This window comes from Nocardioides xinjiangensis, from assembly GCF_017916385.1.
GTDB lineage: Bacteria > Actinomycetota > Actinomycetes > Propionibacteriales > Nocardioidaceae > Nocardioides > Nocardioides xinjiangensis.
In genome coordinates, this window is record NZ_JAFMSW010000001.1 from 1,871,952 (window position 1) to 1,896,175 (window position 24,224).

The window sequence follows — 24,224 nt, forward strand, 5'->3', positions numbered from 1 at the left end:
TGAGGAGACCCATGTCGTCCATCGCGTCCCCCACGCTGTGGTTCGCCACCATCGCGGTGGTGCTCGCCCTGCTCGCCGTCGACTTCGTCGCCACCCGGCGACCGCACGAGGTCTCGATGAGGGAGGCCATCGGCTGGTCGGCGTTCTACGTCGCGCTGCCGCTCGCCTTCGGCCTCTACGTCTGGAGCGCCCACGGCGGTGACCGCGGGCTGGAGTACTACACCGGCTACCTCATCGAGAAGACGTTGAGCGTCGACAACCTGTTCGTCTTCATGCTGCTGCTCGCGGCGTTCGCGGTGCCGGAGGTGCTCAAGCAGCGGGTGCTGCTCTACGGCATCATCGGCGCGCTGGTGCTCCGCGGCGTCTTCATCGCGCTGGGCGCGGCCGCGCTCTCCGCCTTCGACTGGGTGTTCCTCGTCTTCGGCGCGATCCTGCTCGTCACGGGCGTGAAGATGCTGCGCGACGCGGTGCGTGGCGAGGAGCACCAGGTCGAGGTGTCGGAGATGCGCACGGTGCGGCTGATGCGTCGCATCATGCCGGTCACCGACGAGTACGACGGCCCGCGCCTGACGGTCGTGCGCGACGGGGTGCGCGCGCTGACGCCCTTCGCGCTCGTGACCGTCGCCGTGCTCGCCACCGACGTCGTCTTCGCCGTCGACTCCGTGCCGGCCGTCTACGGCATCACCGGCGACCCCTACCTGGTCTTCGTGACCAACGCCTTCGCGCTCCTCGGCCTGCGCGCGCTCTACTTCGTGCTCGAGGGTGCGCTGTCCGCCCTCGTCCACCTCGGCTACGGCCTGGCCGCGATCCTCGGCTTCATCGGCGCGAAGCTGGTGCTGCACTGGGCACACCTGGTGTGGCCGTCGGTGCCCGACGTGCCGACCCTGGCCTCGCTGTTCGTCATCGTCGGCATCCTCGCCGTCACCGTCGTCAGCAGCCTCGTCGCCTCGAGGCGAGGCCGGGCAGCCGACGTCGACCCGCGCGAGGACCAGGACGAGGACCGCGACGAGGTCGCAGTGCGCTGACGCGAGGCAAGGCGTCGGAGGACCCCGCGAGGCGGGCGGACGGCGGTGGCGTGGCGCGCCCCCGGGCAGGCGTCACTCGGCTGCCAGCATGGTGGCACCGAGCCCCACCATCATGGTCCCGCCGGCGGCGCCGAGCGCGTCGAGCCGACCCGGCCGGCGCGCGAACCAGTCGCGGGCGGTTGCCGCTGCGACCGCCCAGACGCTGTCGGAGGCGGCCGCCAGCACGCCGAAGACCAGCCCGAGCAGCATCGTCTGGAGCGCCACCGGGCCACCCGGGTCGGTGAACTGCGGCAGGAAGGCGACGAAGAACACCAGCGTCTTGGGGTTCGTGGCGCCCACGGCGAAGCCGATGCGCACGGGGTGGCCACGTCGCACCGGCGCCGCCTCGGCCATCGCCAGACGGGCGTCGGCGCGGTGGCGGATCGCCTGGACGCCCAGCCAGATGACGTACGCCGCCCCGGCGAGCTTGATCACCGTGTACGCCGTCGCGCTGGCGGCGACGACGGCACCGAGCCCGACCGCCACCAGGCCGACCTGGGCCGTCACGCCGAGGGCGTTGCCCACCACCGACAGGAGCGCCTCACGCCGCCCGACGGTCAGTGCGCGGCCGATGGTGAAGAGCAGGCTCGGTCCGGGCACCTGGATGAACAGGATCGACGCGACGAGGAACGCGACCCACTGGCTCGAGGACGGCATGGCCCCAGTGTGGGGCCACGCGGGTCCCGCTGTCGCGTGGGTTCGGCAGCGGCAGCGCTCGACCCGCCAGGTCCCGATCGAGCGCCAGGAGGTCCCGCCGTGGGAGGCGCACTGGCTGCCGGGGTTCCGTCGACGGCACTGGCTGAACGGGCGCGGACGCGGCACTCTGGTGCCATGACTGCTGGACGCCAGGGCATCGACCCCGAGGTGGCCCCCTCCGGTCCGGGCTGCGTGGAGTGCGAGGAGACGGGCGGCTGGTGGGTGCACCTGCGCCGCTGCGCCGCGTGCGGGCACGTCGGCTGCTGCGACACCAGCCCGTCCCAGCACGCCACGGCCCACTTCGAGGCGACGGGGCACCCGGTGATGCAGAGCTTCGAGCCGGGAGAGGACTGGTTCTGGGACTTCACCCGGTCGGTGGGCGTGACCGGTCCGCGCCTGGCCGACCCCCAGAGCCGACCGGAGGAGCAGCCGGTGCCGGGACCGGCCGGCCGGGTGCCCGAGGACTGGCAGGACCACATCCACTGAGCAGGGCCGCGGCGCCGGCCCGTCCAGCGGCCGGTCGCACGGCTGGTGCGGGCACGCGTGGCATGCTCGACCCATGCGTCGTACGCCGCGCATCCGCCGGCCCCGCGAGCCCGCCTCCCGGCCGCAGGTCGTTGCCCACCGCGGCAGCAGCCACGAGAGCGCCGAGCACACGCTGGGCGCCTACGTCAGGGCGCTCGACGAGGGTGCGGAGGCGCTCGAGTGCGACGTCAGGCTGACCGCCGACGGGCACCTCGTGTGCGTCCACGACCGTGACCTCCGGCGCACGGCCGCCACCCACGGGGTCGTGTCCACGATGAACCTCGCCGAGCTCGACGAGCTGGACTTCGCGTCGTGGAAGAACCCGTGGGCCGACCTCGACGACGAGGCGCCGGACCGCGACCCGGAGGAGGGCAGGGTCCTGACCCTGCGCAGGCTGATGGAGATGGTGGCCGACTACGACCGGCGCGTCGAGCTGGCGATCGAGACCAAGCACCCGACGCGGTACGGCGGGCTCGTCGAGCGGCGCGTCGTGGAGACGCTCGCCGACCTCGGCTGGGACCGGGCGGGGTCGCCCGCGCGGGTGATGAGCTTCTCCTTGAACGCCGTCAACCGCGTGCGGCGGATGGCGCCGGACCTCGACGTGGTGATGCTGGTCGAGCGGGCGCACCTGTGGCCGGTGCTGCGGCCGGTGGTCGGCGACGACTGGATCGTCGGCCCCGGGGTCCGCGAGCTGCGCGCGCACCCCGGGCTGGGTCGTCACCTGGTCAGGGCGGGCCGGGAGATCCACGTGTGGACGGTCAACACACCCGAGGACCTCGACCTCTGCCTCGACCTCGGGGTCACGGCGGTCATCACCGACCGGCCGGCGTACGTCCTGGGGCTCCTGGACGGGTAGGCCGGCGACCACTCACCGGGGCGCGCACCGGTGCCTCGTGCCCGACTAGGGTTCGGGGCATGGCCAAGAAGTCCCGTCGTCACCAGCCCGCTGCCGTCGCCCCGGGGGAGGTGGGCCCTCGCCAGCCCTGCCCCTGCGGGTCGGGGAAGCGCTACAAGGCCTGCCACGGGGCAGCCGGCGGTGCCGCGCCGACGTTCGTGGCCCGGCCGTTCGAGGGGATGCCCAGCGAGTGCGACGTCATCGCACTGCGCGAGCTGGTCCCGGCCGCCACGGCTCCGCTGACCCTCGCGGAGGGCGACCGCACCGTGCGCCTCGCCACGCTGCTCCCCGGCGCCGCGCCGGCGATGGTGCGCGAGTCCGGCGACATCTGGCTCGGCCTGCAGGTGCAGCACTCCTACGGCAACCCGGCACGCGACCTCGGCGCGGTCCTCGAGGCGGCGCTGGGCACCGACGAGCCGGGCGTGGTCGGGCTGCCGAACGCTCCGGGCGAGGGGCCGAGCATCCAGGACCTCGTCGTCGGCAGCGACCTCGACATCACCGTCCACGAGGGCTTCGAGTACTGGATCGACGACATCCCCGAGCGCGACGCCGCCATGGAGGCCGCTCTCAAGCAGGCCAACGGCGGCGTGATGCCGACCAGCCGGCTGGCGTCGGTCGAGGCGGCGTACTGGACCAACGTCGGGACGAAGGAGCACCTGCGCTGGGTCATGCCGCACCCCGAGGACCAGCTGCTCGACGCCCTCGCCCGCCTCCACGCGGCCGGCCAGGACTCCATCGCGGAAGGCTCGCGCCTCGTCGGGATGTTCCGCGCCCACGGCCTGCTCGCCCCGGTCTGGGACCTGCCCGTCGGGACCGGCGCGGAGGTGCTCGAGGAGCCGGCCGCGAGGTTCGCCGCGGACCTCCAGGAGGCGCTGGAGGGGGGCGAGCTCGACGCGGCTGAGCGCTCCGCCCGCGCCGGTCTGGCGAACCGTCAGGTGACCATCCGCTGAGGTCCGCGCTCGTGTGGCCGAGGTCTCGAACAGACCTGGGACAATGGTTGTGCGGGCGCTGACCGGCGGAGTAGATTCGACCAGGCCCGGTCGTTGTCGTTTCCCCCGTCGACAACGGCCGGGCTCTCACGTGCAGGGGTGCCGCGAGGCCTCGTCGGGCTGCGATCAGTCGTCGTCGCGCGGCGGCTTCACCCGCCAGGCCTCGAGGTTCGTGAAGCCCTTCGCCGACACGCGGCGGACGCGGCGCCAGCGCCACGGGGAGCTCTCCGCGCGCGCGTCCTCGTCGTCCCCGGCGAGCGCCTCGTGCACGCCTGCGTCGACCAGGACCGTGCCCGGTCGGGCTGCGGAGGTCAGCCGGGAGGCGGCGTTGACCGTGGAGCCGAACACGTCGCCGAGGCGGCGTACGACCGCGCCGTGCGCGACCCCCGCGCGCACCGCGGGAAAGGGGTCCGCGTCGTCGGCGCCCCGCGCCGTCAGCTCCACCGCGATCGCCACCGCGGCCGCCGGCTCCGCGACGGTGAACAGCACCTCGTCGCCGATGGTCTTGATGACCTGGCCTCCGTGGTCGACGACGAGCGCCGTCGTGTCCTGCTCGAACCGGTCGACCCACTGCACGAGCTCCGCGCCGTCCAGGCTGCGGCTCTGCGTGGTGTAGCCGACGATGTCGATGAAGCACACCGACATCCGCGCCTCGCTCGTCGTCAGCGCGCCGGCGTCCTCGAGCAGGTGCTGGGCGGCGCTGGCCAGGTGGCGGCGCCACACGTAGGACTGCAGCGCCTCGACGCGGGGGAGCACGTCGCCCGCGAGCCGGGTGAGCCCGCCGGCCGGGTCGCCGCCCTCCACGGCGAGGCCGGCGAGCAGGGTCGTCTGCCACTCGGCGAGCCGGGCGTAGCTGCGGCCCCACGTGCGCACGAGCGCGGCCTGCGACTCCGGCGACAGCACGCCGATCCGCACCAGGTCGGCCGTCAGCCGCAGCGCCTCGATGTCGCTCTCGCCGAACGCGACGTCCTCGTCGGTGCGGTGGGGGAAGCCGAGCTGGTGCCACAGCACGACCGCGACGTCGAGGGGCACGCCGGCCCGCTCGGCGACCTCGACCCGGGTGAGGGTGGGCTCCTCGCCGAGCAGGAGGGCCTCCATCGCGGCGGTCACGTCCGGAGTGACGTCGAGGGCCGGCGCCGCCCGGTCCGGGTGGGGCTCGGCCACCGGGCTCAGCTCCCGCCGAGGCGTCCGGCGGCGGCCGCGCGGAGGGCCGCGCCGAAGGCCGGGACTTGGTCGACGAGCTCCTCGATCGTCTCGCTCGTGAAGTGCACGACCCGCAGCGGAGTGAGGGCGACGACGGTCGCCGAGCGGAGCGTGCGGTTCACGATCGCCGCCTCGCCGACGACGGCGCCGGGGCCCAGCGTCGCGACCTCCACGCCGCCCTTGCGGACCGACACCTCGCCCTCGGTGATGAGGTACGCCTTGTCGGCCGGCGTGCTCTCCGCGATGGGGGACCAGCCCTGCGGGACCGTGAGGGCACGACCCGCGGCCAGCACGCGCTGGGCGTCAGCCGGGTCGAGGGCATCGAGGATCGACTCAGTCATGTCCCCTCAACGATCCACCGGAGGGAACGTGATGGGCGAGGTGGGGGGTGCGTGGGGGCGCGGCGCCTGTTTCGAATCCCCCGCTTAAGCGGGGGATTGCGAACTTCCGGTGGCATGCAGGCCCCCCGAAGTTCGCGACACGCTCAGGAAGTCCGGGCGTGGCTGGCCCCCGGCCCGCGGCGGACCGCAGCCCGCGGCTGACCGCAGCCCGCGCCCGACCCACCGGCAGCCGCGCCGGCAGCCGGACCGGGCGGGCCGCAGAGGGCGACCACCGGGCCCCGCTCAGTCGACGTGCAGCGGCTCCCGCGCGATCGGGCAGCTCATGCACCGCGGGCCGCCCCGCCCCGAGCCGAGCTCGGAGCCGGCGATGCGGACGACCTCGATGCCGGCGTCCTCGAGCCGGTCGTTGGTCTCGTCGTTGCGCTCGTAGGCGACCGCCACCCGGGGCGCGAGCGCCAGCGTGTTGTTGCCGTCGTCCCACTGCTCGCGCTCGGCGGTGACCGGGTCCAGGCCGGTGTCGATCTGGTGGAGCGTGTCGATCTGCATGGCCTTGGCGGCGGCGACGAGGAACGGCTCGGACTCGCTGACGTCGAGCGTCAGGTCCGCCTCGCCGGAGCCGGGGTCGGCCAGCGTCACGGTGACCGCGCGGAGGGTGTCGGCGACGTTGGGGTACATCACGACCTTGTCGACGTCGACCATCGTGCAGACGGTGTCGAGGTGCATCGTGGCGCGCTCCTGCGCGATCGGCACCGCCAGCACCGTGTGGGCGAGGTCGGCGTGGAAGACCTGGCGCGCCAGCCGCTCGACGCCCGCGGGGGTCGTACGCTCCCCGACGCCGACCGCGATCACGCCCGGCGCCAGCAGCAGGACGTCGCCGCCCTCCACGTGCTCGTTGTGCCAGCCGTGGATCTTGCGCGTGCCGGCGAAGCGCGGGTGCTCGGTGTAGATGAGCTCGGTCAGCTGCGTCTCGCGCTTGCGGGCGGGCATCGCGAGGCTCGTCACGGCCACCCGGTCGCGCACCCACACGCTCGAGTCGCGGGTGAACAGGAGGTTGGGCAGCGGGTCGATCAGGAAGTCGTGCGGGTCCAGCAGGCTGGTCACCAGCCCGTGGCCGCCGCGCACCTCGTCGTTGCGGATGCCGGCGGTCAGCACGTCGGTGAGCTCGGCCGGCGTCAGGTCGCGCAGCGCCTGTGCGAGGTAGCGGCGCATGGTGTCGCCGAGGTGCAGCCCCGACAGCGCGCTGGTGATCGCGTGGTTGCGGGCGAGCTCGCTCTCGAGGGTCTCGGTGAGCAGCTCGGTCAGGTACAGGACCTCCACGCCGCGCTCGCGCAGCGTCTCGGCGAAGGCGTCGTGCTCCTCCTGCGCCCGGTTGACCCACGGGATGCCGTCGAACAGCAGGCGGTCGTTGTTGCGCGGCGTCAGCCGCTTCAGCTCGTTGCCGGGGCGGTGGAGCATCACGGTGGCCAGGCGGCCCACCTCGCTGTCCGCTCCATGAGGGGTGGAGACCATGGCCGGACTCTATCCCTGCCGGCCTCGTCGACCGCTGTCCGAGCGGCGCCGGGGTCAGCTCCCGGCGCGCCACTCCTCGCGCAGCAGGGCGTACTCGTAGGAGCTGGTCCACGTGCCCTTCGACCAGAAGTCGCCGACGCGGTGGACCTCGCGGCGCATGCCGAGCCGCTCGCAGAGCGCGGCGGAGCGGTCGTTGCGGGCGTCGAGGTTCGCCACGATGCGGCGCAGCCCGTAGTGCTCGAAGCCCAGCCGCAGCACGGCCCGCGCGGCCTCGGTGGCGTACCCCCGACCGCCGTGCTGGGGGAGGATCGTCCAGCCGATCTCGCCCTCGCTGAGGCCGGTGCCCTGCAGGTGCAGGATCGAGTCGCCGACGACCGTGCCGTCGTGGGTGGTGACGACCAGGCTCAGGAACTCGACGCTGTCGGACTCGGTGCGGCGGCGCACCATCTCGACGACCTCGGCGCGGTTCATCGGCCGCGTCAGCAGGAGGCTGGTCCACTCATCGGAGGCCCACGCGTCGACGAACGCCTCGGCGTCCGAGGCGGCGTACGGGCGGAGCAGGAGCCGCTCGGTGCGCACCGGCCACACCGGCGGCGCCGGGGTGAGGAACGCCGCCCGAGGGGCGTCGACCCACTGCTCGCGCGGCGTCGGCCCGCCGAGGCGGAGCCGGTCGTACGCCGTCATCGGCAGCAGCAGCGAGTCGAGACCCGACACCCCGAGGACGCCGTCGACGGCCTCCCCGAGCATGCCGCGCGCGACCGGGTCGTGCGGATCGCGGCGCAGCAGGTCGACCGCGGCCGCCGCCTCGGCGACCCGCTCGGCCACCTGCTTGATCCGCACGGGCGTCACCTCGCGCAGGCAGACGTGCTGGCCGGAGAGGTAGCCCACCCACTCCTGCTCACCGGCGGCGGGGTCGTCCTCCCTGAACGCCACGAACCAGTCGTGGAGGCGGTCCACGCCGCCCGCGACCTCGGCGAGCCGGCCGTGGTCCGCGGGCACCATCGGCGTGCCGTCGGAGAGCACGTACGACGGCAGCGGGAGGCGGCCGGCCAGCATCAGCTCGAGCGCCTCGGGCGTGGCCGGCACGAAGTGCTGGCGGGCGTAGGCGTCGTCGGCGACGGTCATGGGGTGGTCGCCGTTGACCGCGACGTAGCGGTCGTGGACCGCCATCCGGGTGGCGTCCGGACTCAGCGCGTCATCTCCCACACGGTCAAGGCTGCCATGAGGACGCAGACGCTCGCACCGACATAGTGCAGCACGGCGAGCCTGATCCGCTGCAGCAGCAGCCGGCCGACGATGACCGCGAGGCCGGACACCGCGAGCAGGGCCCCCCAGGCCCCCAGGAAGACCGACACGGGGTCGTCGTACTTCGCGACGAGCGAGATCGTCAGCAGCTGCGACAGGTCGCCCCACTCCGCGGCGAAGAGCACCAGGAACGACGTCGCGACGACGCGGAAGCCCTGCGCGGTGGCATCGGCCTTCGAGGCGTACTCGTCCTCCTGCTCGGCCTCCTCCTCGTCGGCCGTGCGGGCGGCGCGGAAGAGGATGACCGCGCCGATGACGAACATCAGCGCCGCGACCGTGTGGATGAGCTGGTCGGGCAGGAACGACGCGGCCTTGCCGACGCCGACGGCGACGCCGGTCTGCACCAGGAACGCCAGCCCCACGCCGATCCAGACGAAGAGCGGGCGCATCTTCGTCGACATGACCAGCGTGGCGATGAAGGTCTTGTCGGGCAGCTCGACGACGAAGATGGCCCCGAAGGCCAGGGCCACCACCAGCAGATCGATCACCGGGAGAGTGTGTCAGTCACGCGGCCCGGAACGGGTCCGCGGGGTACACCCCGAGCACCTTGACCTCGGTGGTGAAGAAGGCGAGCTCCTCCAGCGCGTTGCGCACGGCCGGGTCCTCGGGATGGCCGTCGACCTCGGCCAGGAACTGGGTGGCGGTGAACTGACCGTCCACCATGTAGCTCTCGAGCTTGGTCATGTTCACGCCGTTCGTCGCGAAGCCGCCGAGCGCCTTGTAGAGCGCGGCAGGGAGGTTGCGGACGTTGAAGATGAACGTGGTGACCACGGGCCCGTCGCCCACGGGCGCCTGCTCGAAGTCGCGCGAGAGCACGACGAAGCGGGTGGTGTTGTGCTCCTCGTCCTCGATCTCCTCGCGCAGCACCTGCAGGCCGTAGATCTCGGCGGCCAGCGGCGGGGCGATCGCGGCCTGGGTGGGGTCGCCCGACTCCGCCACCTCGCGGGCGGCGCCGGCGGTGTCGCCGGCCACGACGGGCGTGAGCCCGAGCTCGCGGATCACGCCGCGGCACTGCCCCAGCGCGTGGACGTGGCTGTGCACGGTGCGCAGCGAGTCCACGCTCGCCTCCGGCAGCGCCATCAGGGAGAACTGGATGCGCAGGAACCGCTCGCCGACGATGTGCAGCGTCGACGTCGGCAGGAAGTGGTGGATGTCGGCCACCCGGCCGGCGATCGAGTTGTCGATCGGGATCATCGCCAGGTCGGCGTCGCCGTTCTCCACCACGGCGAAGGCGTCCTCGAAGGACGCGCACGGCAGCGGCTCCCAGTCGGGGTAGGCCTGCTGGCACACCAGGTGGGAGTTGGCGCCCGGCTCGCCCTGGTAGGCGATCCGCCTCGGCGCACCTGCCACGTCGGACTCGGTCACGGTCGCGAGTCTGGCACGACCGGCCGTGTCCGCCCGCCGGTGACCGCCCCCCGAACATAGGGTCGAGGCATGCTCGACGTGCTCGCCGTGGTCCTCGCCGCCGTCGCCTGCGTGCTCGCCGCGCTGGCCCTCCGACGTACGGCCCCCCGCTCCGCCGGGGAGGGGGTCGACGCGCTGCCCGAGGACGTGCACGGCCTGCGCCAGGAGGTCGCGGCCCTCAAGGCGGAGAACGCCGACGCGCTGCGGCACCTGTCGGTGGTGCGGTACGACGCCTTCGGCGACGTCGGCGGGCACCTGAGCTGGAGCCTGGCGGTGCTCGACGACGCGGGGCACGGCGTCGTGCTGACGTCGATCCACGGCCGCAGCGAGGCCCGGACGTACGCCAAGTCGATCTCCTCCTGGTCGTGCGAGCAGCAGCTCTCGCCCGAGGAGGAGGAGGCGATCGAGCACGCGCGTGCCTGAGGTCATCCCCCGCAGCTGAGCGCGAGCGGGGCGAGCACCCAGGTGCCCGAGCTCACCTGCCGAGGTCAGCGCGGGACGCGGACCAGCAGCCGCCCGTGGATGCACTCCATCCGCAGCTCGCGGCCCTCGCCGATGGAGTCACCGTCGAGCTGGCGCGGGGTGTCGGCGGAGGCCCTGATCCGCACGCGCGTGCCGGTGCGGCGGTCGAGCGTCTCGTCGACGACGGGGCTCTTGCGCAGCACCCGCATGGCCACCGTGATCCACGACAGGAACTGCCGGGGATGGATGATCACCACGTCGAGGATGCCGTCGTCGATCGTGGCGTCCGGCAGCAGCGGCATCCCGGCCTGGAGGAAGCCGACGTTGCCCACGACGACCGTGCGGGCGCGGTGGACGGTGGGCTCGCCGTCGTCGATCTGGATCTCGACCTTCACCGCGGGGAACATCAGCGACTTGAGGCCGGAGACGACGTAGGCGATCCAGCCGATCCGCTTCTTGATGTCCTCGTTGACGCCCTCCATGATCGCGGCGTCGAACCCCATGCCGGCCATCACCATGAAGTGGGTGTCCTCGATGCCGTCGCCGCCCACCTCGACGAGGTCGATCGCCCGGTCCTGGCCGTTGAGGGCGACGTCGATGGCCGAGCGCAGGTAGAGCGGGATGCCGAGGTTGCGCGCCAGCAAATTGCCGGTGCCGGCGGGGATGATGCCGACCGGGATGCCGGTGCCCGCGAGCTCGGCGCACACCTCGCGCACCGTGCCGTCGCCGCCGCAGACGATGACGAGGTCGGCGCCGGAGACGGCGGCCTGCTCGGCCATGCCGGTGCCGGGGTCCTCGATCGTCGTGTACTGCCAGGTCGGCTCGGACCAGCCGGACTCCCTGGCCATCGCGCTCACGATGGAGCGGAACTGGCCGACGTCCTCCACCTTCACCGGGTTGAGGATCACGGCCAGCCGCCTCGCCGAGGCGTACACCTGGGGCAGCGGCTCCGCCTTGGCCGCGATCGAGCGCGGGCGCGGGTCGATGAACGCGAGCGCGAGCAGGAAGATGCCGACCCCGACGAGCGAGCCGCCGATCACGTCGCTGGGGAAGTGGCGTCCGAGCAGCACCCGGTCCAGGCACACCAGCAACCACCACGCGACGACGAGCGCGATCCCGACGCGACGGACGTTCGCGCGGCGTACGAAGAGCACGAGCAGCATCACCAGGATGGAGGCGAACGCGGCCGACGAGGTCGCGTGGCCCGACGGGAAGCTGTGGTTGGTGTGCAGCCCGAGGGTGTCCTGCCAGTCCGGCCGGTCCCGGCCGAGCCAGGTCTTCAGGCCGGTGGTCGCCAGCGACGTCGCGAGCATCACCACCGCGGCGAGGAGTGCGGCCCACCTGTGGTGGCGCAGGAACAGCGCCGAGACCAGCACGACGGTGAGGATCGTCATCCCGACGGTGCCGAACGCCGCCTCCACCCCCCGCAGCACGTGGACGAGCAACGGGAGGTCGTCGGCCCAGTCCTCCAGGCGCCGGCCCCCGACGTCGAAGGAGTCCAGCGGCGCCCGGTCCCGGGTCACGAGGTAGCCCAGCACGGCGAACAGCGCTGCGGCCACGACGGCCCCGGTGAGCGAGCGGGTGCGGAGGACGGGAGTCACCCGCGAAGTATGCCCAAACCGGTTCGTGGGCCCCACGCCGCTCCGGATAGCCTTCCGATGTGATCGACCCTCGCCTGCTCCGTGACGACCCCGACCGCGTACGCGCCGCCCAGGCCAAGCGGGGGTTGTCCGACGACGTGGTCGACCGGGCGCTGGAGGCAGACGCCGCACGCCGCCGGGCCATCGCCGACTTCGAGGCCAAGCGCGCCGAGCAGAAGGCCAGCGGCGCGCTCGTCGCGAAGGCGCAGGGCGAGGAGAAGCAGGCCCTCCTCGCGCAGGTCAAGGAGCTCGCCGCGAGCGTGAAGGAGGCCGAGGCGACCCGCAGCGCCGCCGAGGCGGCGTGGGACGACGCCATCAAGGCGATCCCCAACCCCGCGGCAGACGAGGCGCCCGCCGGGGGCGAGGACGACTTCGTCGTGCTCGAGCACGTCGGCACCCCCCGCGAGTTCGACTTCGAGCCGCGCGACCACATCGAGCTCGGCAAGCTGCTCGGCGCGATCGACCTCGAGCGCGGCGCCAAGGTCAGCGGCTCCCGCTTCTACTTCCTCACCGGCGTCGGCGCGCAGCTCGAGCTCGCGCTCGTCAACATGGCGATGGACCAGGCCCGCAACGCCGGCTTCACGCAGGTGATCGCCCCGTCGCTGGTCAAGCCGCGCGCGATGGAGGGCACCGGCTTCCTGGGCCAGGCCGCCGACGACGTCTACCGCATCGAGGGCGAGGACCTCTACCTCGTCGGCACGAGCGAGGTCGCGATGGCGGCCTACCACTCCGAGGAGATCCTCGACGCCGCCACGCTGCCGCGCCGCTACGCCGCCTTCAGCCCGTGCTTCCGCAAGGAGGCCGGCAGCCACGGCAAGGACACCCGCGGCATCATCCGGGTGCACTGGTTCGACAAGGTCGAGATGTTCGTGCACACGACCGTCGAGGAGTCGTACGCCGAGCACGAGCGGCTGCTGGCCTGGGAGAAGGAGTTCCTCGACAAGCTCGAGCTGGCCTACCGCGTGATCGACGTGGCCGCCGGCGACCTCGGCCTGTCGGCGCAGCGCAAGTTCGACTGCGAGGCGTGGATCCCCACCCAGGGCAAGTACCGGGAGCTCACCTCGACCTCCAACTGCACCGACTTCCAGTCCCGCCGCCTCGACATCCGCACCCGCAAGGACGGCCAGACCGTCCCGGTCGCGACGCTCAACGGCACCCTGACCGCAATCACCCGCGCCATCGTCGCGGTCCTGGAGACCCACCAGAACGAGGACGGGTCCGTGACCGTGCCGCAGGCCCTGCGTCCCTACCTCGGCGGCCTGGAAGTGCTGAAGACCGTTGGCTGACTGGACCCCCAAGCTCGTCGCCCTCGACATCGACGGCACCCTCCTCTCCTGGGTCGACGGGCAGACCGAGGACTACGAGACGATCAGCGAGCCGGTGCACGACGCGGTGCACCGTGCCCTCGACGCCGGCGCGCACATCGTGCTGTCCAGCGGTCGCTCGCCGCACGGCATGACCGGCATCGCCGACCTGCTGCACATCCCGCGCGAGGACGCCGACCGGCTCTGGGTGGTGGCCTCCAACGGTGCCGTGGTCTTCCGCTACCCGCCGATGGAGGTCGTTCACGAGGAGACCTTCGACGCGGCGCCCGCCGTCGCCGCGGTGCTGGAGCACCACCCGCACGCGCTCGTCGCGGTGGAGGAGCGCACGGTCGGCGGCTACCGCGTCAACCGGGTCTTCCCCGAGGGTGAGCTCTCCGGCGAGCAGCTGATCACCTCCGTCGACGACATCGTCGGCGAGCCGGTCAGCCGCGTGATCATCCGCGACCCGGAGGCGACCGCGGAGGACTTCATCGAGCTCGCCGCCCGGCTCGGGCTGCACGGCACCGACTACGTCGTCGGCTGGACGGCGTGGATGGACCTGTCCCCGGTCGGCGTCTCCAAGGCCTCCGGGCTCGAGCACGTCTGCGACAAGATCGGCCTCGGCGCCGCGGACGTGCTGGCCATCGGTGACGGCCGCAACGACATCGAGATGCTGCGCTGGGCCGGCCGCGGGGTCGCGATGGGGCAGGCCGTCGAGGAGGTGCGGGCCGCCGCCGACGACGTGACCGCGCCGGTCCACGAGGACGGCGCCGCCGTCGAGATGTCCCGCTGGTTCCCGCCCGCCGGCGGCTGAGGTGGCGCCGGCCAGGCAGCCGCGCCTCGTCGCGACCGACCTCGACGGGACCCTGCTGCACTCCGACGGCACCGTCACGGCGCGGACCCGCGCCGTCCTCGACGAGCTCGACGCCGCCGGCGTGCCGGTCGTCTTCACCACCGGCCGCCCCATCCGCTGGATGGAGGAGCTGTGGGACGCGGTCGGCGGCCACGGCCTGGCCATCTGCAGCAACGGCGGGATCGTGTACGACGTCGCGCGCCGCGAGGTGCGCACGGCACGGACCATCCCGGCCGACGTGCTGGTGGAGGTCGCCGCCCTGCTGCGCAGGGAGGTGCCGGGGACCGTCTTCGCGCTGGAGCGCACGACCGGCTTCGCGAAGGAGCCCGGCTTCCTGCCGCGGCTCGCGGTGAACCTCACGCCCGACGTCGACGAGGGCCCGCTGGAGGAGCTCGTCGACGACACCGTGGTCAAGCTGCTGGCGCGGCACGAGGAGCACGAGCCCGAGCCCTACTGGCACCGGGTCGCCGAGGTCGTCGGTGCGCAGGTCGTGACGACGTGGTCGTCGGTGGGCACCCTCGTCGAGATCAGCGCCGCCGGCGTCACCAAGGCCACCACGCTGGCCACGATCGCGGCCGAGATGGGGCTCGGGCCCGACGAGGTGGTCGCGTTCGGCGACATGCCCAACGACCTGGCGATGCTGGAGTGGGCCGGCACGTCCTACGCCATGGCCAACGGCCACCCGACGGTCCGCGAGCTCGCCGACCACGTCGCTCCGGCGAACGACGAGGACGGCGTGGCCGCCGTGCTGACGGACCTCTTCGGGCTGTCCGGCCGGTCTCGGTAGGCTGCCCGCCATGCTCCGCACCGCCCGGCTCGCCGCCGCACTCCTGCTCGCGTGCCTCGGGCTGGTCGTCACGGTCAGCGCCCCGGCCTCGGCCGCCTGCTCCTGCCGGGAGGGCACGCTCGAGCGGCAGGCCGCCCACGCCGACGCCGTGTTCGTCGGCACCGTCGAGGCGGTCGAGGCGGCCGGGAACGACTGGACCTACGACATCACCGCGTCCCGCGCCTACAAGGGCGTCCCCGAGCGCTCCACGCAGGTCTTCTCCGCCGGAGGCAGGAACGCCTGCGGCCTCGGCGAGCTCGCCGTCGGCACCGACTACCTGTTCCTCGCGACCGGCGAGGCGGCGCCCTACGACGCCGACAGGTGCGGCGGCACCGCCGAGCGGACCGACGCCAAGGTGCAGCGGATCGAGCGGATCCTCGGTGCCGGCACCTCGATCGAGCCGCCCCCGCCGCCGACGGCCGAGCTCACCCGGGTCGAGGACTCACCGCCGGCCGGCTTCGCACGCACGGCGGCCCCCGGCGCGGCGGCCGTGATCATCGGCCTCCTCGGCCTGGTCGTCGTACGCCGCCTCGCCCGCCGCTGACCCCCGGCGGTCCACCGCCCCGGCCGCGGCCGGGGACCCCGGTCAGAGGTACATGCCTCCGGAGTGACCGCCCTGCTCGCCGGCGGCGTCGGAGGTCGGCATGGTGGGCATCCCGGTCGGCTGCTGCTGTCGCCCGCCGTGGCCGGCCGCGGGGAGGGCGCGGCGGATCTGCTCGAGCTGCGCGCGCGAGGCCATCTGCTGGGCGTAGATCGCGGTCTGGATGCCGTGGAAGAGGCCCTCGAGCCATCCGACGAGCTGCGCCTGCGCGATCCGCAGCTCGCCCTCGGACGGCGTGCCGCCCTCGGTGAACGGCAGGGACAGCCGCTGGAGCTCGTCCACCAGCTCCGGGGCGAGGCCGGACTCCAGCTCGGTGATCGAGGCGGCGTGGATCTCCTTGAGGCGCTGGCGGCTGGCCTCGTCGAGCGGTGCCGCCTTCACCTCGTCGAGCAGCTGACGGATCATGCTGCCGATGCGCATCACCTTGGCCGGCTGCTCGACGAGCTCGGTCACGTGCCGCTCCCGCTCGCCGTCGTCGTCGGAGGCCTGGGACATCTCCGGGAGCGCGCTGGCGGGGATCGTCCCGATGGGCTGCCCGTCGGGTCCGATGACCACCACCTGGTCTTCGCCCTGGGAGCGGCTGGCGGACTCCGGCTGCTGCTGCTCGGTCATGCGGCCCACCCTAGTCCGGGGGTGGGGAGGTCAGAGCGTGAGGACGATCTTGCCGGCGCGGCCGCCGTCCTCCATCAGCTGGTGGGCGCGGGCGACGTCGTCGAGGGGCATGGTGGCCTCCACGATCGGCCGCACCCGGCCCGAGGCGACGAGCGGCCACACGTTCTCCACGACCCCGCAGCAGATGGCGGCCTTCTCCGCGCGCGGCCTCGCTCGCAGCGACGTCGCCGTGACGGACGCCCGCCTGCGCAGCAGCGCGTTGATGTCGAGCTCGCCCTTGGTGCCGCCCTGGAACCCGATCACCACGAGGCGCCCGTTGGTGGCGAGCGCCGAGACGTTGCGGGCGAGGTACGCGGCGCCCATGTTGTCGAGGATGACGTCGGCGCCGCCCGCCTGCTCCAGCACCTCGACGAAGTCCTCCTCGCGGTAGTCGATGGCGTGCGAGGCGCCGAGCGAGCGGCACAGCTCCAGCTTCTCCGGTGAGCCGGCGGTCGTGAACACCTCCGCGCCGCGGGCCGCGGCCACCTGGATCGCCATCGTGCCGATGCCCCCGGTGCCCCCGTGGACGAGGAAGCGCTCGCCGCGGGCGAGGTGCGCGGTCATGAACACGTTGGACCACACGGTCGCCGCGACCTCGGGCAGGCAGGCCGCCTCGACGAGCGGGACGCCGGCGGGGACCGGCATGACCTGGCCGACCGGCACGACCACCCGGGCGGCGTACCCTCCGCCGGCGAGCAGCGCGCACACCTCGTCGCCCACCGACCAGCCCCCGACGCCCTCGCCGAGCTCGGCGACGCGACCGCTGCACTCCAGGCCGATCACCTCGGACTCGCCGTGCGGCGGCGGGTAGAAGCCGCGCCGCTGGAGGGTGTCGGCGCGGTTGACGGCGGTCGCCACCACGTCGATGAGCACCTCCCCGGCACCCGGACGCGGGTCGTCGACCTCGCCGACGGACAGGACCTCGGGGCCACCGGTGCCGGTGGCGACGACAGCACGCACGCGATCAGTCCTCGTAGAGGTCGTCGGAGTGGTCGACCGACGAGTCGTCCGGCACGTCGTCGTCCACCTCGTCGAGGTCGCGCGCGGCGGCCGGCCGGTCCCAGCGCTCCGCGAGCTGCTGCGCACGGGCCGCGAGGCGCTCGACCGACTCGGGGTCCGCGTCGGTCGAGCCGGCTGCGAGGCCCAGCAGGTACGCCGTGATGGGGGCGGCCGTCTTCTGCACGTTCTGGGAGGCCGTCCTGGCCAGGTCGAGGATCAGACCCTCGTCGACCTCGGCCTCGACGTCGAGGACGTCGCTCAGCTCGTCGATCCAGTCGTGGAGGTTCACCCCACCAATGTCTCGCAACCCGACGGCACCCGGCAAGGAGCCGGACGCAGCAGGACGCTCGCCCACCTCGGACGGACCCTGTCCGCTAGCGACCCGTCCGCGAGCCGAGGTCGCGCAGGTCCGCCCACGAGTCGATGTCGGCCGCCTCGTCGCCGACCGCGGCCACCTGCGCGAGGTCGAGCGGCGCGAGCAGCCGGTGCAGCGCCATCCCGTGCTGGCCCTCGAGGTCGGGGCGCACCGCGTCGAGCCGTGCCGCGTCCAGGACCCCCGCGAGCTGCCGCCGGCCCGTGTCGTCGACGAGGAACGCGCCGTCGCGCCCGGCCGCGGCGTCGCGCAGCCGCCGCATCGTCGCGGGCGTGACCCGCGGCATGTCGACCGCGAGCACCCCGACGAGCCGCGGCCGGCGCAGCAGGGCGTCCACGCCGGTGAGCAGTCCGGCGACCGGGCCCCCGCGCGGCGGGTCCTCCCGCACCGTCGTCACCGGCCGCTCGGTCCGGGCGCCCGGCGGCCCGACGACCACGACCTCCTCGGCATCGAGGAACGCGTCCACGGCGTACGACAGCAGCGTCCGGCCGGCCAGCTCGATGCCCGCCTTGTCGATCCCGTCCATCCGCGCGGCGGTCCCGCCGGCGAGGACGACGCCGCAGAAGCCGCCGGCGCCGGGGTCGAGGTCCATCCCCACATCCTCCTACGCTGGGGTCATGGCCGACCAGCTGCGGGTCCGCGTCCACCAGTGGGCGAGCGGGCTCGACCCCGCCGCGAACCGCGCCCGCCTCACGGACCTGGCGCCCGGTGCCGACCTCGTCGTCCTCCCCGAGGCGTTCGCGCGCGACTTCGGAGAGGCCGGCTCCGACGTGAGCGCGTACGCCGAGCCGCTCGACGGCCGGTTCGTGCAGGGCCTCCAGCAGGCGGCGGAGGCGGCGTCGTGCACCGTGGTGGCCGGGATGTTCGAGGCCGCCGACGACCCGGCCCGGCCCTACAACACCCTCGTGGTCGCCGGCGCGGCCAGCGCGGCGTACCGCAAGATCCACCTCTACGACTCCTTCGGCTACCGCGAGTCCGACCGGCTCACCGGCGGGCCGCTCGAGCCGGTCGTCGTCGAGGTCGCGGGATGGCGGGTCGGCCTCATGACCTGCTACGACCTGCGGTTCCCCGAGCTGGGCCGTCGGCTGGTCGACGCGGGCGCCGAGGTGCTCGTCGTGCCGGCCGCCTGGCTGCCGGGCGAGCGCAAGGTCACCCACTGGCGGACGCTGCTCGCCGCGCGCGCCATCGAGAACACCTGCTTCGTGGTCGGCGCCGGCCAGCCGGAGCCGCGCTACAGCGGGCACTCCGCGGTCTACGGACCCCTCGGCGACACGCTCGCCGAGGCCAGCGGTGGGGAGGAGACGCTCGAGGTCGTCCTCGACCGTGCCGACCTCGACGGGGCCCGCCGCACCAATCCGTCGCTGGCCAACCGCCGGCTGTAACCTCGTCCGACGTGCCTTCCCCCACCTCCGACAGCGCGCGCGGGTCCTCCCGCGGCAAGCGGGCTGCGGAGCGCCCGCCCTCGCGGCTGCGCCGGAGGCGGAGGTCGGAGCCCGGCCCCGCCCGCGTGACGGAGCCGGCCGCACCCGCGGCGACTCCGCAGCCCGCCGCCCCCGACCCGGCCGCCGGCCGCGAGCCGACCCAAGTAGCCCCGCCCGCCCCGGTCGCCCCGCCCGCCGTCGAGCCGGCCCACCGGCCCGCCGACCGCCCCTCCGACAGCGCCTCTGACGGCGCCTCCGACGGCGCCTCCGACGGGCCCCGCCGCTCCGTGCTGGTCGCCTGGTTCGGGGTGCTGCTGCTCGGCGCGCTCGCCCTCGCCTGGTCGGCGCTCACCGGTGTCCTGGGCGACCGGGCCCCCACCGGCCTCCCCCCTGCCCCCGAGTGGCTCGACGGCGCCGGCTCGGTCGCCGTCGTCACCGCCCTGTCGTGGCTGCTCGCCACCCGCACCGCCGGCCGCGCGCTCGTCTCGGCGGGCCTCGCCCTCGTCCTCGGCGCTGCGAGCCTCCTCGTGGGCGGGCGCGTCCTGCCCACCGGGGCCGCGGTGATGACGTGCGTCGTGGGCAGCGTGTACGCCGTCATGGTGACGGTCCCCGCCGTCACCGGTCTCAAGGCCGTGCGCGAGGCCCTGGTCGCCAGCCTGGTCGCGGCCGTCACGGCGTTCGCCGCCGTGGGCTTCGAGCCGACCGTCGCGACCGAGCGCTTCGAGATCGTGGCGCTGCTGCTCGCGCTCGTCCTGGCGCTGGCCATCGTGTGGCGGCTCGGCGCCGGCCTCCACGGCCTCGGCCGCCGCGGCATCGTCGTCGTCGCCGTCGGCCTCGGGGTCCTGCTCGCCACCCTTGCCTACGCCGAGCTGCTGCGGCGCTACGGCGCCCAGGCCTTCGTGTCGTCGGTGCTCGACTTCGCCGACTGGACCTCCGAGCGCATCGGGGCGTTCCCGCGGCCGCTCGTCGTCCTGCTCGGCATTCCCGCGCTGGTGTGGGGCACCCACGTGCGCGCCCGCCGGCGCCAGGGCTGGTGGGTGTGCGCGTTCGGCGTCGCGGCGACGGTGCCGCTCGCCACCGGGCTGGTGTCGCCCGAGAGCAGCTACGCCCAGGCCGGCCTGCGCGCGGCGTACTCCCTCGTCCTCGGCCTCGTGATCGGTTACGTCGTCATCCGCGCCGACCTCGCGCTCACCGGGCCGAAGGGCCGTCGCGGGCGTCGCGCCGAGGAGGCCGGCCCGCACCGGCCCGAGCCACGACGCTTCGCCGAGCTCTGACCGGCGGGCGCTCCCGCGATCAGCGGCTACGCCCGGGTAACCGCTAGCGTCGACCGCATGGCCCGCACCACGTCGCTCGAGATCGTCTCCGAGCTGGTCGCCAACGTCCTGACCATCGAGGTCGCCGAGGGTGATCGCGTCGAGGCCGGCGACACCGTCGTGCTGCTGGAGTCGATGAAGATGGAGATCCCCATGCTCGCCGAGCGGGGCGGCACGGTGACCGCGATCAAGGTGACCGTGGGCGACGTCGTCCAGGACGGCGACGTCCTGGTCGTGCTCGACTGAGGCGCTGCTTCGCAGCCCCACTAGGGTCGTGGCATGGAGTTTCGATACCTCGGCAACAGCGGACTGAAGATCTCTGAGATCACCTACGGCAACTGGCTGACCCACGGCTCCCAGGTCGAGAACGACGTCGCGACGCAGTGCGTGCGCGCCGCGCTCGACGAGGGGATCTCCACCTTCGACACCGCGGACGTGTACGCCAACACCGCGGCGGAGACCGTGCTCGGCGAGGCGCTGAAGGGCGAGCGGCGCGAGTCGCTGGAGATCTTCACCAAGGTCTACTGGCCCACCGGACCGAAGGGCAAGAACGACACCGGCCTGTCCCGCAAGCACATCATGGAGTCGATCAACGGCTCGCTGCAGCGGCTGCAGACCGACTACGTCGACCTCTACCAGGCCCACCGCTACGACACCGAGACGCCGCTCGAGGAGACGATGCAGGCCTTCGCCGACATCGTTCGCCAGGGCAAGGCCCTCTACATCGGCGTCAGCGAGTGGACCGCCGACCAGATTGGCGCCGGCGTCGAGCTGTCGAAGGAGCTCGGCTTCCAGCTGATCTCCAGCCAGCCGCAGTACTCGATGCTGTGGCGCGTCATCGAGGAGGAGGTCGTGCCGACCTCCCGCGAGCTGGGCGTCTCCCAGATCGTGTGGAGCCCGATCGCGCAGGGCGTGCTGACGGGCAAGTACAAGCCCGGCCAGGCGCCGCCGGAGGGCTCGCGCGCCACCGACACCAAGGGCGGCGCCGACATGATCTCGCGCTTCATGAAGGACGAGACCCTCACCGCCGTGCAGGGCCTGGAGCCGATCGCCGCCGACTGCGGCCTCACCATGGCGCAGCTGGCCATCGCCTGGGTGCTGCAGAACGACAACGTCGCCGCCGCGATCGTCGGCGCCTCGCGCCCCGAGCAGGTCGCCGACAACGTCAAGGCCGCCGGGGTGAGGCTCGACGCCGACGTCATGCAGCGCATCGACGACGCCCTCGGCGCCGTCGTCGTACGCGACCCGGCCAAGACGGCCGAGGGTGCCCCGAAGGCGCGCGTGGCCTGACGTACGCCGGGGGTCCCGCGCCTGCCCGCGCTTCCCCCGCCCGCTTCCCCCGTGCCCGCCCCCGCCCCGCCCCGCGCGGGTAACGCCCCGACGCATGCGCTCCCGCCCCCACCAGTGGGGGCGGGAGTGCCGGTTCGGGGGCGTTACCCGAGCCGACGGGTGCGCGTCGTGACGCGGTAGCGCACGAACGCCGGCACCGCCAGCGCGGCGACCACGGTGAGGACGACGACGAGCACGCCGCCGCCCGCCGCCGCGACGGCTGCTCCGGTCGCGGCCGCGGTCGCGCCGTGGGCCACGTCGGCGACCCGCGGCCCGCCGGCGACCACGACGATGAAGATCCCCTGCAGCCGGCCCCGGACCTCGTCTGCCGCGGCGGACTGCAGCATCGACATGCGGAACGCCGAGGACGCCATGTCGGCGGCACCGCCGACGGCCAGCATGAGGACGGCGACGCCGAGCATCGCCGCGGGCGCGTGCGGGGCCAGCATCGCCGCGACCCCGAAGCCCGTCATCGCCAGACCCCACACCACGATCGCGACGATCACCGCCAGGCCCTGCCGCTCCACGTGCGAGACCCATCCCGACAGGACGCCGCCGACGACGGCGCCCGCCGGGATCGCGGCGAACAGCAGCGCGAACGCGAGGCCGCCCTCGCTCGGCCCGCCGAAGTCGAGGTGCGCCATCTCGGGGAACAGCGCGCGCGGCATCCCGAAGACCATCGCGATGATGTCGACGACGAATGACATCATCAGCACCGGTTGCGTGCGGAGGTAGCGGAAGCCGTCGACGACGGCCCGGAGGCCGGGCGCCACGGTGACGCCGACGACCGGCATCGGCGGCAGCCGCACGACGGCGCCGAGGGTCGCGAAGAGGGTGATCGTGTCGAGCAGGTAGAGCCAGGAGTAGCCGATCAGCGGGATCAGCGCCCCGCCGACGAGCGGGCCGGCGATGCCCCCGGCCTGCATGACGGTGGTGTTGAGCGAGTTCGCGGCGGGGAGCAGGTCGTCGTTCAGCAGCCGCGGCAGCAGCGCCGAGCGGGTGGGCTGGTTGACGGCGAAGAAGGCCTGCTGCACCGCGAACAGCCCGAGCAGGAGCCACACGTCCTCCCCGCCGAACGCCGCCTGCAGCCAGAAGCACGCGCTGGTCGCGATGAGGCCGGTGGTGGTGATCAGCAGGAGCGTGCGCCGGTCGAAGGCGTCGGCCAGCGCCCCGCCCCACAGCCCGAACACCACGAGCGGCACGAGGCCGAACACCCCGGTGAGGCCGACGTACGCCGACGAGCCGGTCATCGCGTAGATCTGCGCGGGCACCGCCACGACGGTGAGCTGGGCGCCGATCACCGTGACGATGTTCGCGAGCCAGAGCCGCTTGAAGTGGGGGTTGGCCAGGGGACGGGTGTCCGCCAGCAGTCGCCTCTCCACGTCGGCAGGGTAGGTGGCGACCGCGCGTCGCCGGCGCGCGCATGGCCTAGCATCGTTGTGTGGCGATGGAAGCGGACGCGACGGGGCTGACGGCCGAGGCGGCGCTGTTCCACGCGCTGTCCGACCCGTCACGGCTGCTCATCGTGCGACACCTCGCCCTCGGCGAGCACCGGGTGGTCGACCTGACCGCCCACCTCGGCCTGGCGCAGAGCACCGTCTCGCAGCACCTCGCCTGCCTCCGCGACTGCGGCCTGGTGAGCTCCCGCCCGGAGGGCCGGGCCTCGATGTGGTCGCTCAACCACCGCGAGGAGGCGCTGGCGGTCGTCGCGGCGGCCGAGCGCCTGCTGGCGCTGACCACCGTGCAGGGCGGGCACCACTACGAGGAGCGGCACCGCTGACCCGCCGGGTCAGACCAGCGTCGACCAGTAGGACCAGAAGCGCTCGAGCACCAGCAGCACGACGACCATGTAGGCGCCGAAGAGCAGCGGTGCCCGCCACTCCCGCAGCCCGGTGACGAGGCGGCTCCCGGCGGCCGCGTCGCCCAGCACGCCGGTCGTGAGGTTGCGCACCGTGACGTAGACGAACATCGGGATCACCACCACCCACACGACCATGCAGTACGGGCACAGCGCGCCGATGCGGTAGATGCTCTGGAAGACCAGCCAGCAGATCAGGGCGAACGCCGCGGTCACGCCCGCCTGCAGGCCGAGCCAGTACCAGCGGGCCAGGCGGGCACCCGCGAGCAGGGCGGCGCCGGTGGCGACGACGACGGGGAAGCCGGCGACGCCGAGGATCGGGTTCGGGAAGCCGAGCAGGGCGGCCTGTGCGGACTCCATCACGTTGCCGCAGCTGAGCACCGGGTTGATGCTGCAGGTGGGCACGTAGCTGCTGTCCTCGGCCAGCCGGATGCGCTCGACGAGCAGGACGGCCGCCGCGAGGAGGCCGACGAGTCCACCCAGGACCAGGCCGATGGCGAGGCCACGCTCCTGCGGCACGTCGGCGACGGGCTGGCTCATGGGGTGGGCGTCCTCCTGGGGCGTAGGGGCGGCAGTCGGGTACATCCTGCGCGATGGCGGCAAGGTGGACGACACCGGCTCCACCGGCTAGCATCGTCGTACGGCGATGACACGGATCGTCGA

The 24,224-nt window shown here is 73.5% G+C and carries 28 protein-coding genes; 14 read left to right on the forward strand and 14 right to left on the reverse strand.

The window, feature by feature from the left end; all coding sequences use genetic code 11:
* Nucleotides 1-11: 11 nt before the first annotated feature.
* Nucleotides 12-1,025, forward strand: a complete 1,014-nt coding sequence (locus J3P32_RS08800) for a TerC family protein (protein ID WP_210439416.1) — start codon at nucleotides 12-14, stop codon at nucleotides 1,023-1,025.
* A 72-nt stretch (nucleotides 1,026-1,097) separates the two neighbouring features.
* On the opposite strand, the gene J3P32_RS08805 is transcribed toward J3P32_RS08800, so the two are convergent.
* A complete protein-coding gene (locus J3P32_RS08805) occupies nucleotides 1,098-1,721 on the reverse strand; it encodes a LysE family translocator (RefSeq protein WP_210439417.1) in 624 nt (207 codons plus the stop codon).
* Nucleotides 1,722-1,895: 174 nt separating this feature from the next.
* Between J3P32_RS08805 and J3P32_RS08810 the strand changes: the two genes are divergently transcribed.
* The 3 genes from J3P32_RS08810 (at nucleotide 1,896) to J3P32_RS08820 (ending at nucleotide 4,130) form a co-directional block, all read left to right on the forward strand.
* Nucleotides 1,896-2,246: a UBP-type zinc finger domain-containing protein gene (locus J3P32_RS08810; protein ID WP_210439418.1), complete on the forward strand. Its 351-nt coding sequence runs from the start codon at nucleotides 1,896-1,898 to the stop codon at nucleotides 2,244-2,246.
* A gap of 73 nt (nucleotides 2,247-2,319) precedes the next feature.
* The gene (locus J3P32_RS08815) at nucleotides 2,320-3,141 is read left to right on the forward strand and encodes a glycerophosphodiester phosphodiesterase family protein (protein WP_210439419.1); all 822 of its coding nucleotides are present in this window, start codon (nucleotides 2,320-2,322) and stop codon (nucleotides 3,139-3,141) included.
* Nucleotides 3,142-3,200: 59 nt separating this feature from the next.
* Nucleotides 3,201-4,130: a DUF5926 family protein gene (locus J3P32_RS08820; protein ID WP_210439420.1), complete on the forward strand. Its 930-nt coding sequence runs from the start codon at nucleotides 3,201-3,203 to the stop codon at nucleotides 4,128-4,130.
* Between the two features lie 165 nt (nucleotides 4,131-4,295).
* Here J3P32_RS08820 and J3P32_RS08825 read toward each other — a convergent pair whose 3' ends face one another.
* The 6 genes from J3P32_RS08825 to J3P32_RS08850 all read right to left on the reverse strand — a co-directional run bounded on the left by J3P32_RS08825 (nucleotide 4,296) and on the right by J3P32_RS08850 (nucleotide 9,892).
* Nucleotides 4,296-5,333 carry an adenylate/guanylate cyclase domain-containing protein gene (locus J3P32_RS08825; RefSeq protein ID WP_307861634.1) on the reverse strand — a complete coding sequence of 346 codons (1,038 nt, stop codon included), beginning with the start codon at nucleotides 5,331-5,333 and terminating at the stop codon, nucleotides 4,296-4,298.
* A gap of 5 nt (nucleotides 5,334-5,338) precedes the next feature.
* Nucleotides 5,339-5,713 carry a cyclic nucleotide-binding domain-containing protein gene (locus J3P32_RS08830; RefSeq protein WP_210439421.1) on the reverse strand — a complete coding sequence of 125 codons (375 nt, stop codon included), beginning with the start codon at nucleotides 5,711-5,713 and terminating at the stop codon, nucleotides 5,339-5,341.
* A gap of 282 nt (nucleotides 5,714-5,995) precedes the next feature.
* Nucleotides 5,996-7,222 (reverse strand): arginine deiminase, encoded by a 1,227-nt coding sequence (locus tag J3P32_RS08835; protein WP_210439422.1) that lies wholly within the window; start codon nucleotides 7,220-7,222, stop codon nucleotides 5,996-5,998.
* Between the two features lie 54 nt (nucleotides 7,223-7,276).
* Nucleotides 7,277-8,428 (reverse strand): GNAT family N-acetyltransferase, encoded by a 1,152-nt coding sequence (locus J3P32_RS08840; RefSeq protein ID WP_210439423.1) that lies wholly within the window; start codon nucleotides 8,426-8,428, stop codon nucleotides 7,277-7,279.
* Nucleotides 8,410-9,015 (reverse strand): TMEM165/GDT1 family protein, encoded by a 606-nt coding sequence (locus tag J3P32_RS08845; protein WP_307861635.1) that lies wholly within the window; start codon nucleotides 9,013-9,015, stop codon nucleotides 8,410-8,412. Before J3P32_RS08845 ends, J3P32_RS08840 begins: the two co-directional genes overlap by 19 nt.
* Nucleotides 9,016-9,031: 16 nt before the next feature.
* The gene (locus J3P32_RS08850) at nucleotides 9,032-9,892 is read right to left on the reverse strand and encodes a prephenate dehydratase (RefSeq protein WP_307861636.1); all 861 of its coding nucleotides are present in this window, start codon (nucleotides 9,890-9,892) and stop codon (nucleotides 9,032-9,034) included.
* 69 nt (nucleotides 9,893-9,961) lie between these two features.
* Between J3P32_RS08850 and J3P32_RS08855 the strand changes: the two genes are divergently transcribed.
* Nucleotides 9,962-10,354 (forward strand): DUF4446 family protein, encoded by a 393-nt coding sequence (locus tag J3P32_RS08855; RefSeq protein WP_210439424.1) that lies wholly within the window; start codon nucleotides 9,962-9,964, stop codon nucleotides 10,352-10,354.
* A 65-nt stretch (nucleotides 10,355-10,419) separates the two neighbouring features.
* Here the strand turns inward: J3P32_RS08855 and J3P32_RS08860 are convergent, their stop codons facing one another.
* A complete protein-coding gene (locus tag J3P32_RS08860) occupies nucleotides 10,420-11,994 on the reverse strand; it encodes a YegS/Rv2252/BmrU family lipid kinase (protein WP_210439425.1) in 1,575 nt (524 codons plus the stop codon).
* Nucleotides 11,995-12,053: 59 nt separating this feature from the next.
* Between J3P32_RS08860 and serS the strand changes: the two genes are divergently transcribed.
* Genes serS through J3P32_RS08880 form a run of 4 tightly spaced genes read left to right on the forward strand, consistent with a single transcriptional unit; the run spans nucleotide 12,054 to nucleotide 15,560 of the window.
* Nucleotides 12,054-13,319, forward strand: a complete 1,266-nt coding sequence (serS, locus tag J3P32_RS08865) for a serine--tRNA ligase (protein WP_210439426.1) — start codon at nucleotides 12,054-12,056, stop codon at nucleotides 13,317-13,319.
* On the forward strand, nucleotides 13,312-14,151 hold the full coding sequence (locus J3P32_RS08870) for an HAD family hydrolase (RefSeq protein ID WP_210439427.1): 840 nt from the start codon (nucleotides 13,312-13,314) through the stop codon (nucleotides 14,149-14,151). Before serS ends, J3P32_RS08870 begins: the two co-directional genes overlap by 8 nt.
* A gap of 1 nt (nucleotide 14,152) precedes the next feature.
* Complete coding sequence (locus tag J3P32_RS08875) at nucleotides 14,153-14,977, forward strand: HAD family hydrolase (protein ID WP_210439428.1); 825 nt, start codon at nucleotides 14,153-14,155, stop codon at nucleotides 14,975-14,977.
* 10 nt (nucleotides 14,978-14,987) lie between these two features.
* Nucleotides 14,988-15,560: a hypothetical protein gene (locus J3P32_RS08880; RefSeq protein ID WP_210439429.1), complete on the forward strand. Its 573-nt coding sequence runs from the start codon at nucleotides 14,988-14,990 to the stop codon at nucleotides 15,558-15,560.
* Nucleotides 15,561-15,602: 42 nt separating this feature from the next.
* On the opposite strand, the gene J3P32_RS08885 is transcribed toward J3P32_RS08880, so the two are convergent.
* The 4 genes from J3P32_RS08885 to mobA all read right to left on the reverse strand — a co-directional run bounded on the left by J3P32_RS08885 (nucleotide 15,603) and on the right by mobA (nucleotide 18,232).
* The gene (locus tag J3P32_RS08885) at nucleotides 15,603-16,229 is read right to left on the reverse strand and encodes a bacterial proteasome activator family protein (RefSeq protein WP_210439430.1); all 627 of its coding nucleotides are present in this window, start codon (nucleotides 16,227-16,229) and stop codon (nucleotides 15,603-15,605) included.
* 30 nt (nucleotides 16,230-16,259) lie between these two features.
* Entirely contained in the window at nucleotides 16,260-17,228 is a 969-nt protein-coding gene (locus J3P32_RS08890) for an NAD(P)H-quinone oxidoreductase (protein ID WP_210439431.1), read from the reverse strand.
* A 4-nt stretch (nucleotides 17,229-17,232) separates the two neighbouring features.
* Nucleotides 17,233-17,556 (reverse strand): DUF6457 domain-containing protein, encoded by a 324-nt coding sequence (locus tag J3P32_RS08895; protein WP_210439432.1) that lies wholly within the window; start codon nucleotides 17,554-17,556, stop codon nucleotides 17,233-17,235.
* Nucleotides 17,557-17,641: 85 nt separating this feature from the next.
* Nucleotides 17,642-18,232, reverse strand: a complete 591-nt coding sequence (gene mobA, locus J3P32_RS08900; protein ID WP_210439433.1) for a molybdenum cofactor guanylyltransferase — start codon at nucleotides 18,230-18,232, stop codon at nucleotides 17,642-17,644.
* 25 nt (nucleotides 18,233-18,257) lie between these two features.
* Between mobA and J3P32_RS08905 the strand changes: the two genes are divergently transcribed.
* The 4 genes from J3P32_RS08905 to J3P32_RS08920 are packed head-to-tail and all read left to right on the forward strand — an operon-like array spanning nucleotide 18,258 to nucleotide 21,664.
* Nucleotides 18,258-19,022 carry a carbon-nitrogen hydrolase family protein gene (locus J3P32_RS08905; protein ID WP_210439434.1) on the forward strand — a complete coding sequence of 255 codons (765 nt, stop codon included), beginning with the start codon at nucleotides 18,258-18,260 and terminating at the stop codon, nucleotides 19,020-19,022.
* Between the two features lie 11 nt (nucleotides 19,023-19,033).
* Nucleotides 19,034-20,335, forward strand: a complete 1,302-nt coding sequence (locus J3P32_RS08910) for a hypothetical protein (RefSeq protein WP_210439435.1) — start codon at nucleotides 19,034-19,036, stop codon at nucleotides 20,333-20,335.
* 57 nt (nucleotides 20,336-20,392) lie between these two features.
* The gene (locus tag J3P32_RS08915; RefSeq protein WP_210439436.1) at nucleotides 20,393-20,620 is read left to right on the forward strand and encodes a biotin/lipoyl-binding carrier protein; all 228 of its coding nucleotides are present in this window, start codon (nucleotides 20,393-20,395) and stop codon (nucleotides 20,618-20,620) included.
* A 33-nt stretch (nucleotides 20,621-20,653) separates the two neighbouring features.
* Nucleotides 20,654-21,664, forward strand: a complete 1,011-nt coding sequence (locus J3P32_RS08920; RefSeq protein ID WP_210439437.1) for an aldo/keto reductase family protein — start codon at nucleotides 20,654-20,656, stop codon at nucleotides 21,662-21,664.
* A gap of 143 nt (nucleotides 21,665-21,807) precedes the next feature.
* Here J3P32_RS08920 and J3P32_RS08925 read toward each other — a convergent pair whose 3' ends face one another.
* Nucleotides 21,808-23,085 carry an MFS transporter gene (locus J3P32_RS08925; RefSeq protein ID WP_210439438.1) on the reverse strand — a complete coding sequence of 426 codons (1,278 nt, stop codon included), beginning with the start codon at nucleotides 23,083-23,085 and terminating at the stop codon, nucleotides 21,808-21,810.
* 65 nt (nucleotides 23,086-23,150) lie between these two features.
* Here J3P32_RS08925 and J3P32_RS08930 point away from each other — a divergent pair, with 65 nt between their 5' ends.
* On the forward strand, nucleotides 23,151-23,483 hold the full coding sequence (locus J3P32_RS08930; RefSeq protein ID WP_210440718.1) for an ArsR/SmtB family transcription factor: 333 nt from the start codon (nucleotides 23,151-23,153) through the stop codon (nucleotides 23,481-23,483).
* Between the two features lie 9 nt (nucleotides 23,484-23,492).
* Here the strand turns inward: J3P32_RS08930 and J3P32_RS08935 are convergent, their stop codons facing one another.
* Entirely contained in the window at nucleotides 23,493-24,101 is a 609-nt protein-coding gene (locus J3P32_RS08935; protein WP_210439439.1) for a vitamin K epoxide reductase family protein, read from the reverse strand.
* Nucleotides 24,102-24,224: the final 123 nt, after the last annotated feature.

Coding starts and splice junctions, on each gene's coding strand:
- J3P32_RS08805 (WP_210439417.1), bottom strand. CDS start 1,721: ATGCCGTCCTCGAGCCAGTGGGTCGCGTTCCTCGTCGCGTCGATCCTG.
- J3P32_RS08880 (WP_210439429.1), top strand. CDS start 14,988: ATGCTCCGCACCGCCCGGCTCGCCGCCGCACTCCTGCTCGCGTGCCTC.
- J3P32_RS08885 (WP_210439430.1), bottom strand. CDS start 16,229: ATGACCGAGCAGCAGCAGCCGGAGTCCGCCAGCCGCTCCCAGGGCGAA.
- J3P32_RS08905 (WP_210439434.1), top strand. CDS start 18,258: ATGGCCGACCAGCTGCGGGTCCGCGTCCACCAGTGGGCGAGCGGGCTC.
- J3P32_RS08930 (WP_210440718.1), top strand. CDS start 23,151: ATGGAAGCGGACGCGACGGGGCTGACGGCCGAGGCGGCGCTGTTCCAC.
- mobA (WP_210439433.1), bottom strand. CDS start 18,232: ATGGACCTCGACCCCGGCGCCGGCGGCTTCTGCGGCGTCGTCCTCGCC.
- J3P32_RS08800 (WP_210439416.1), top strand. CDS start 12: ATGTCGTCCATCGCGTCCCCCACGCTGTGGTTCGCCACCATCGCGGTG.
- J3P32_RS08835 (WP_210439422.1), bottom strand. CDS start 7,222: ATGGTCTCCACCCCTCATGGAGCGGACAGCGAGGTGGGCCGCCTGGCC.
- J3P32_RS08810 (WP_210439418.1), top strand. CDS start 1,896: ATGACTGCTGGACGCCAGGGCATCGACCCCGAGGTGGCCCCCTCCGGT.
- J3P32_RS08915 (WP_210439436.1), top strand. CDS start 20,393: ATGGCCCGCACCACGTCGCTCGAGATCGTCTCCGAGCTGGTCGCCAAC.
- J3P32_RS08935 (WP_210439439.1), bottom strand. CDS start 24,101: ATGAGCCAGCCCGTCGCCGACGTGCCGCAGGAGCGTGGCCTCGCCATC.
- J3P32_RS08820 (WP_210439420.1), top strand. CDS start 3,201: ATGGCCAAGAAGTCCCGTCGTCACCAGCCCGCTGCCGTCGCCCCGGGG.
- J3P32_RS08855 (WP_210439424.1), top strand. CDS start 9,962: ATGCTCGACGTGCTCGCCGTGGTCCTCGCCGCCGTCGCCTGCGTGCTC.
- J3P32_RS08920 (WP_210439437.1), top strand. CDS start 20,654: ATGGAGTTTCGATACCTCGGCAACAGCGGACTGAAGATCTCTGAGATC.
- J3P32_RS08815 (WP_210439419.1), top strand. CDS start 2,320: ATGCGTCGTACGCCGCGCATCCGCCGGCCCCGCGAGCCCGCCTCCCGG.
- J3P32_RS08830 (WP_210439421.1), bottom strand. CDS start 5,713: ATGACTGAGTCGATCCTCGATGCCCTCGACCCGGCTGACGCCCAGCGC.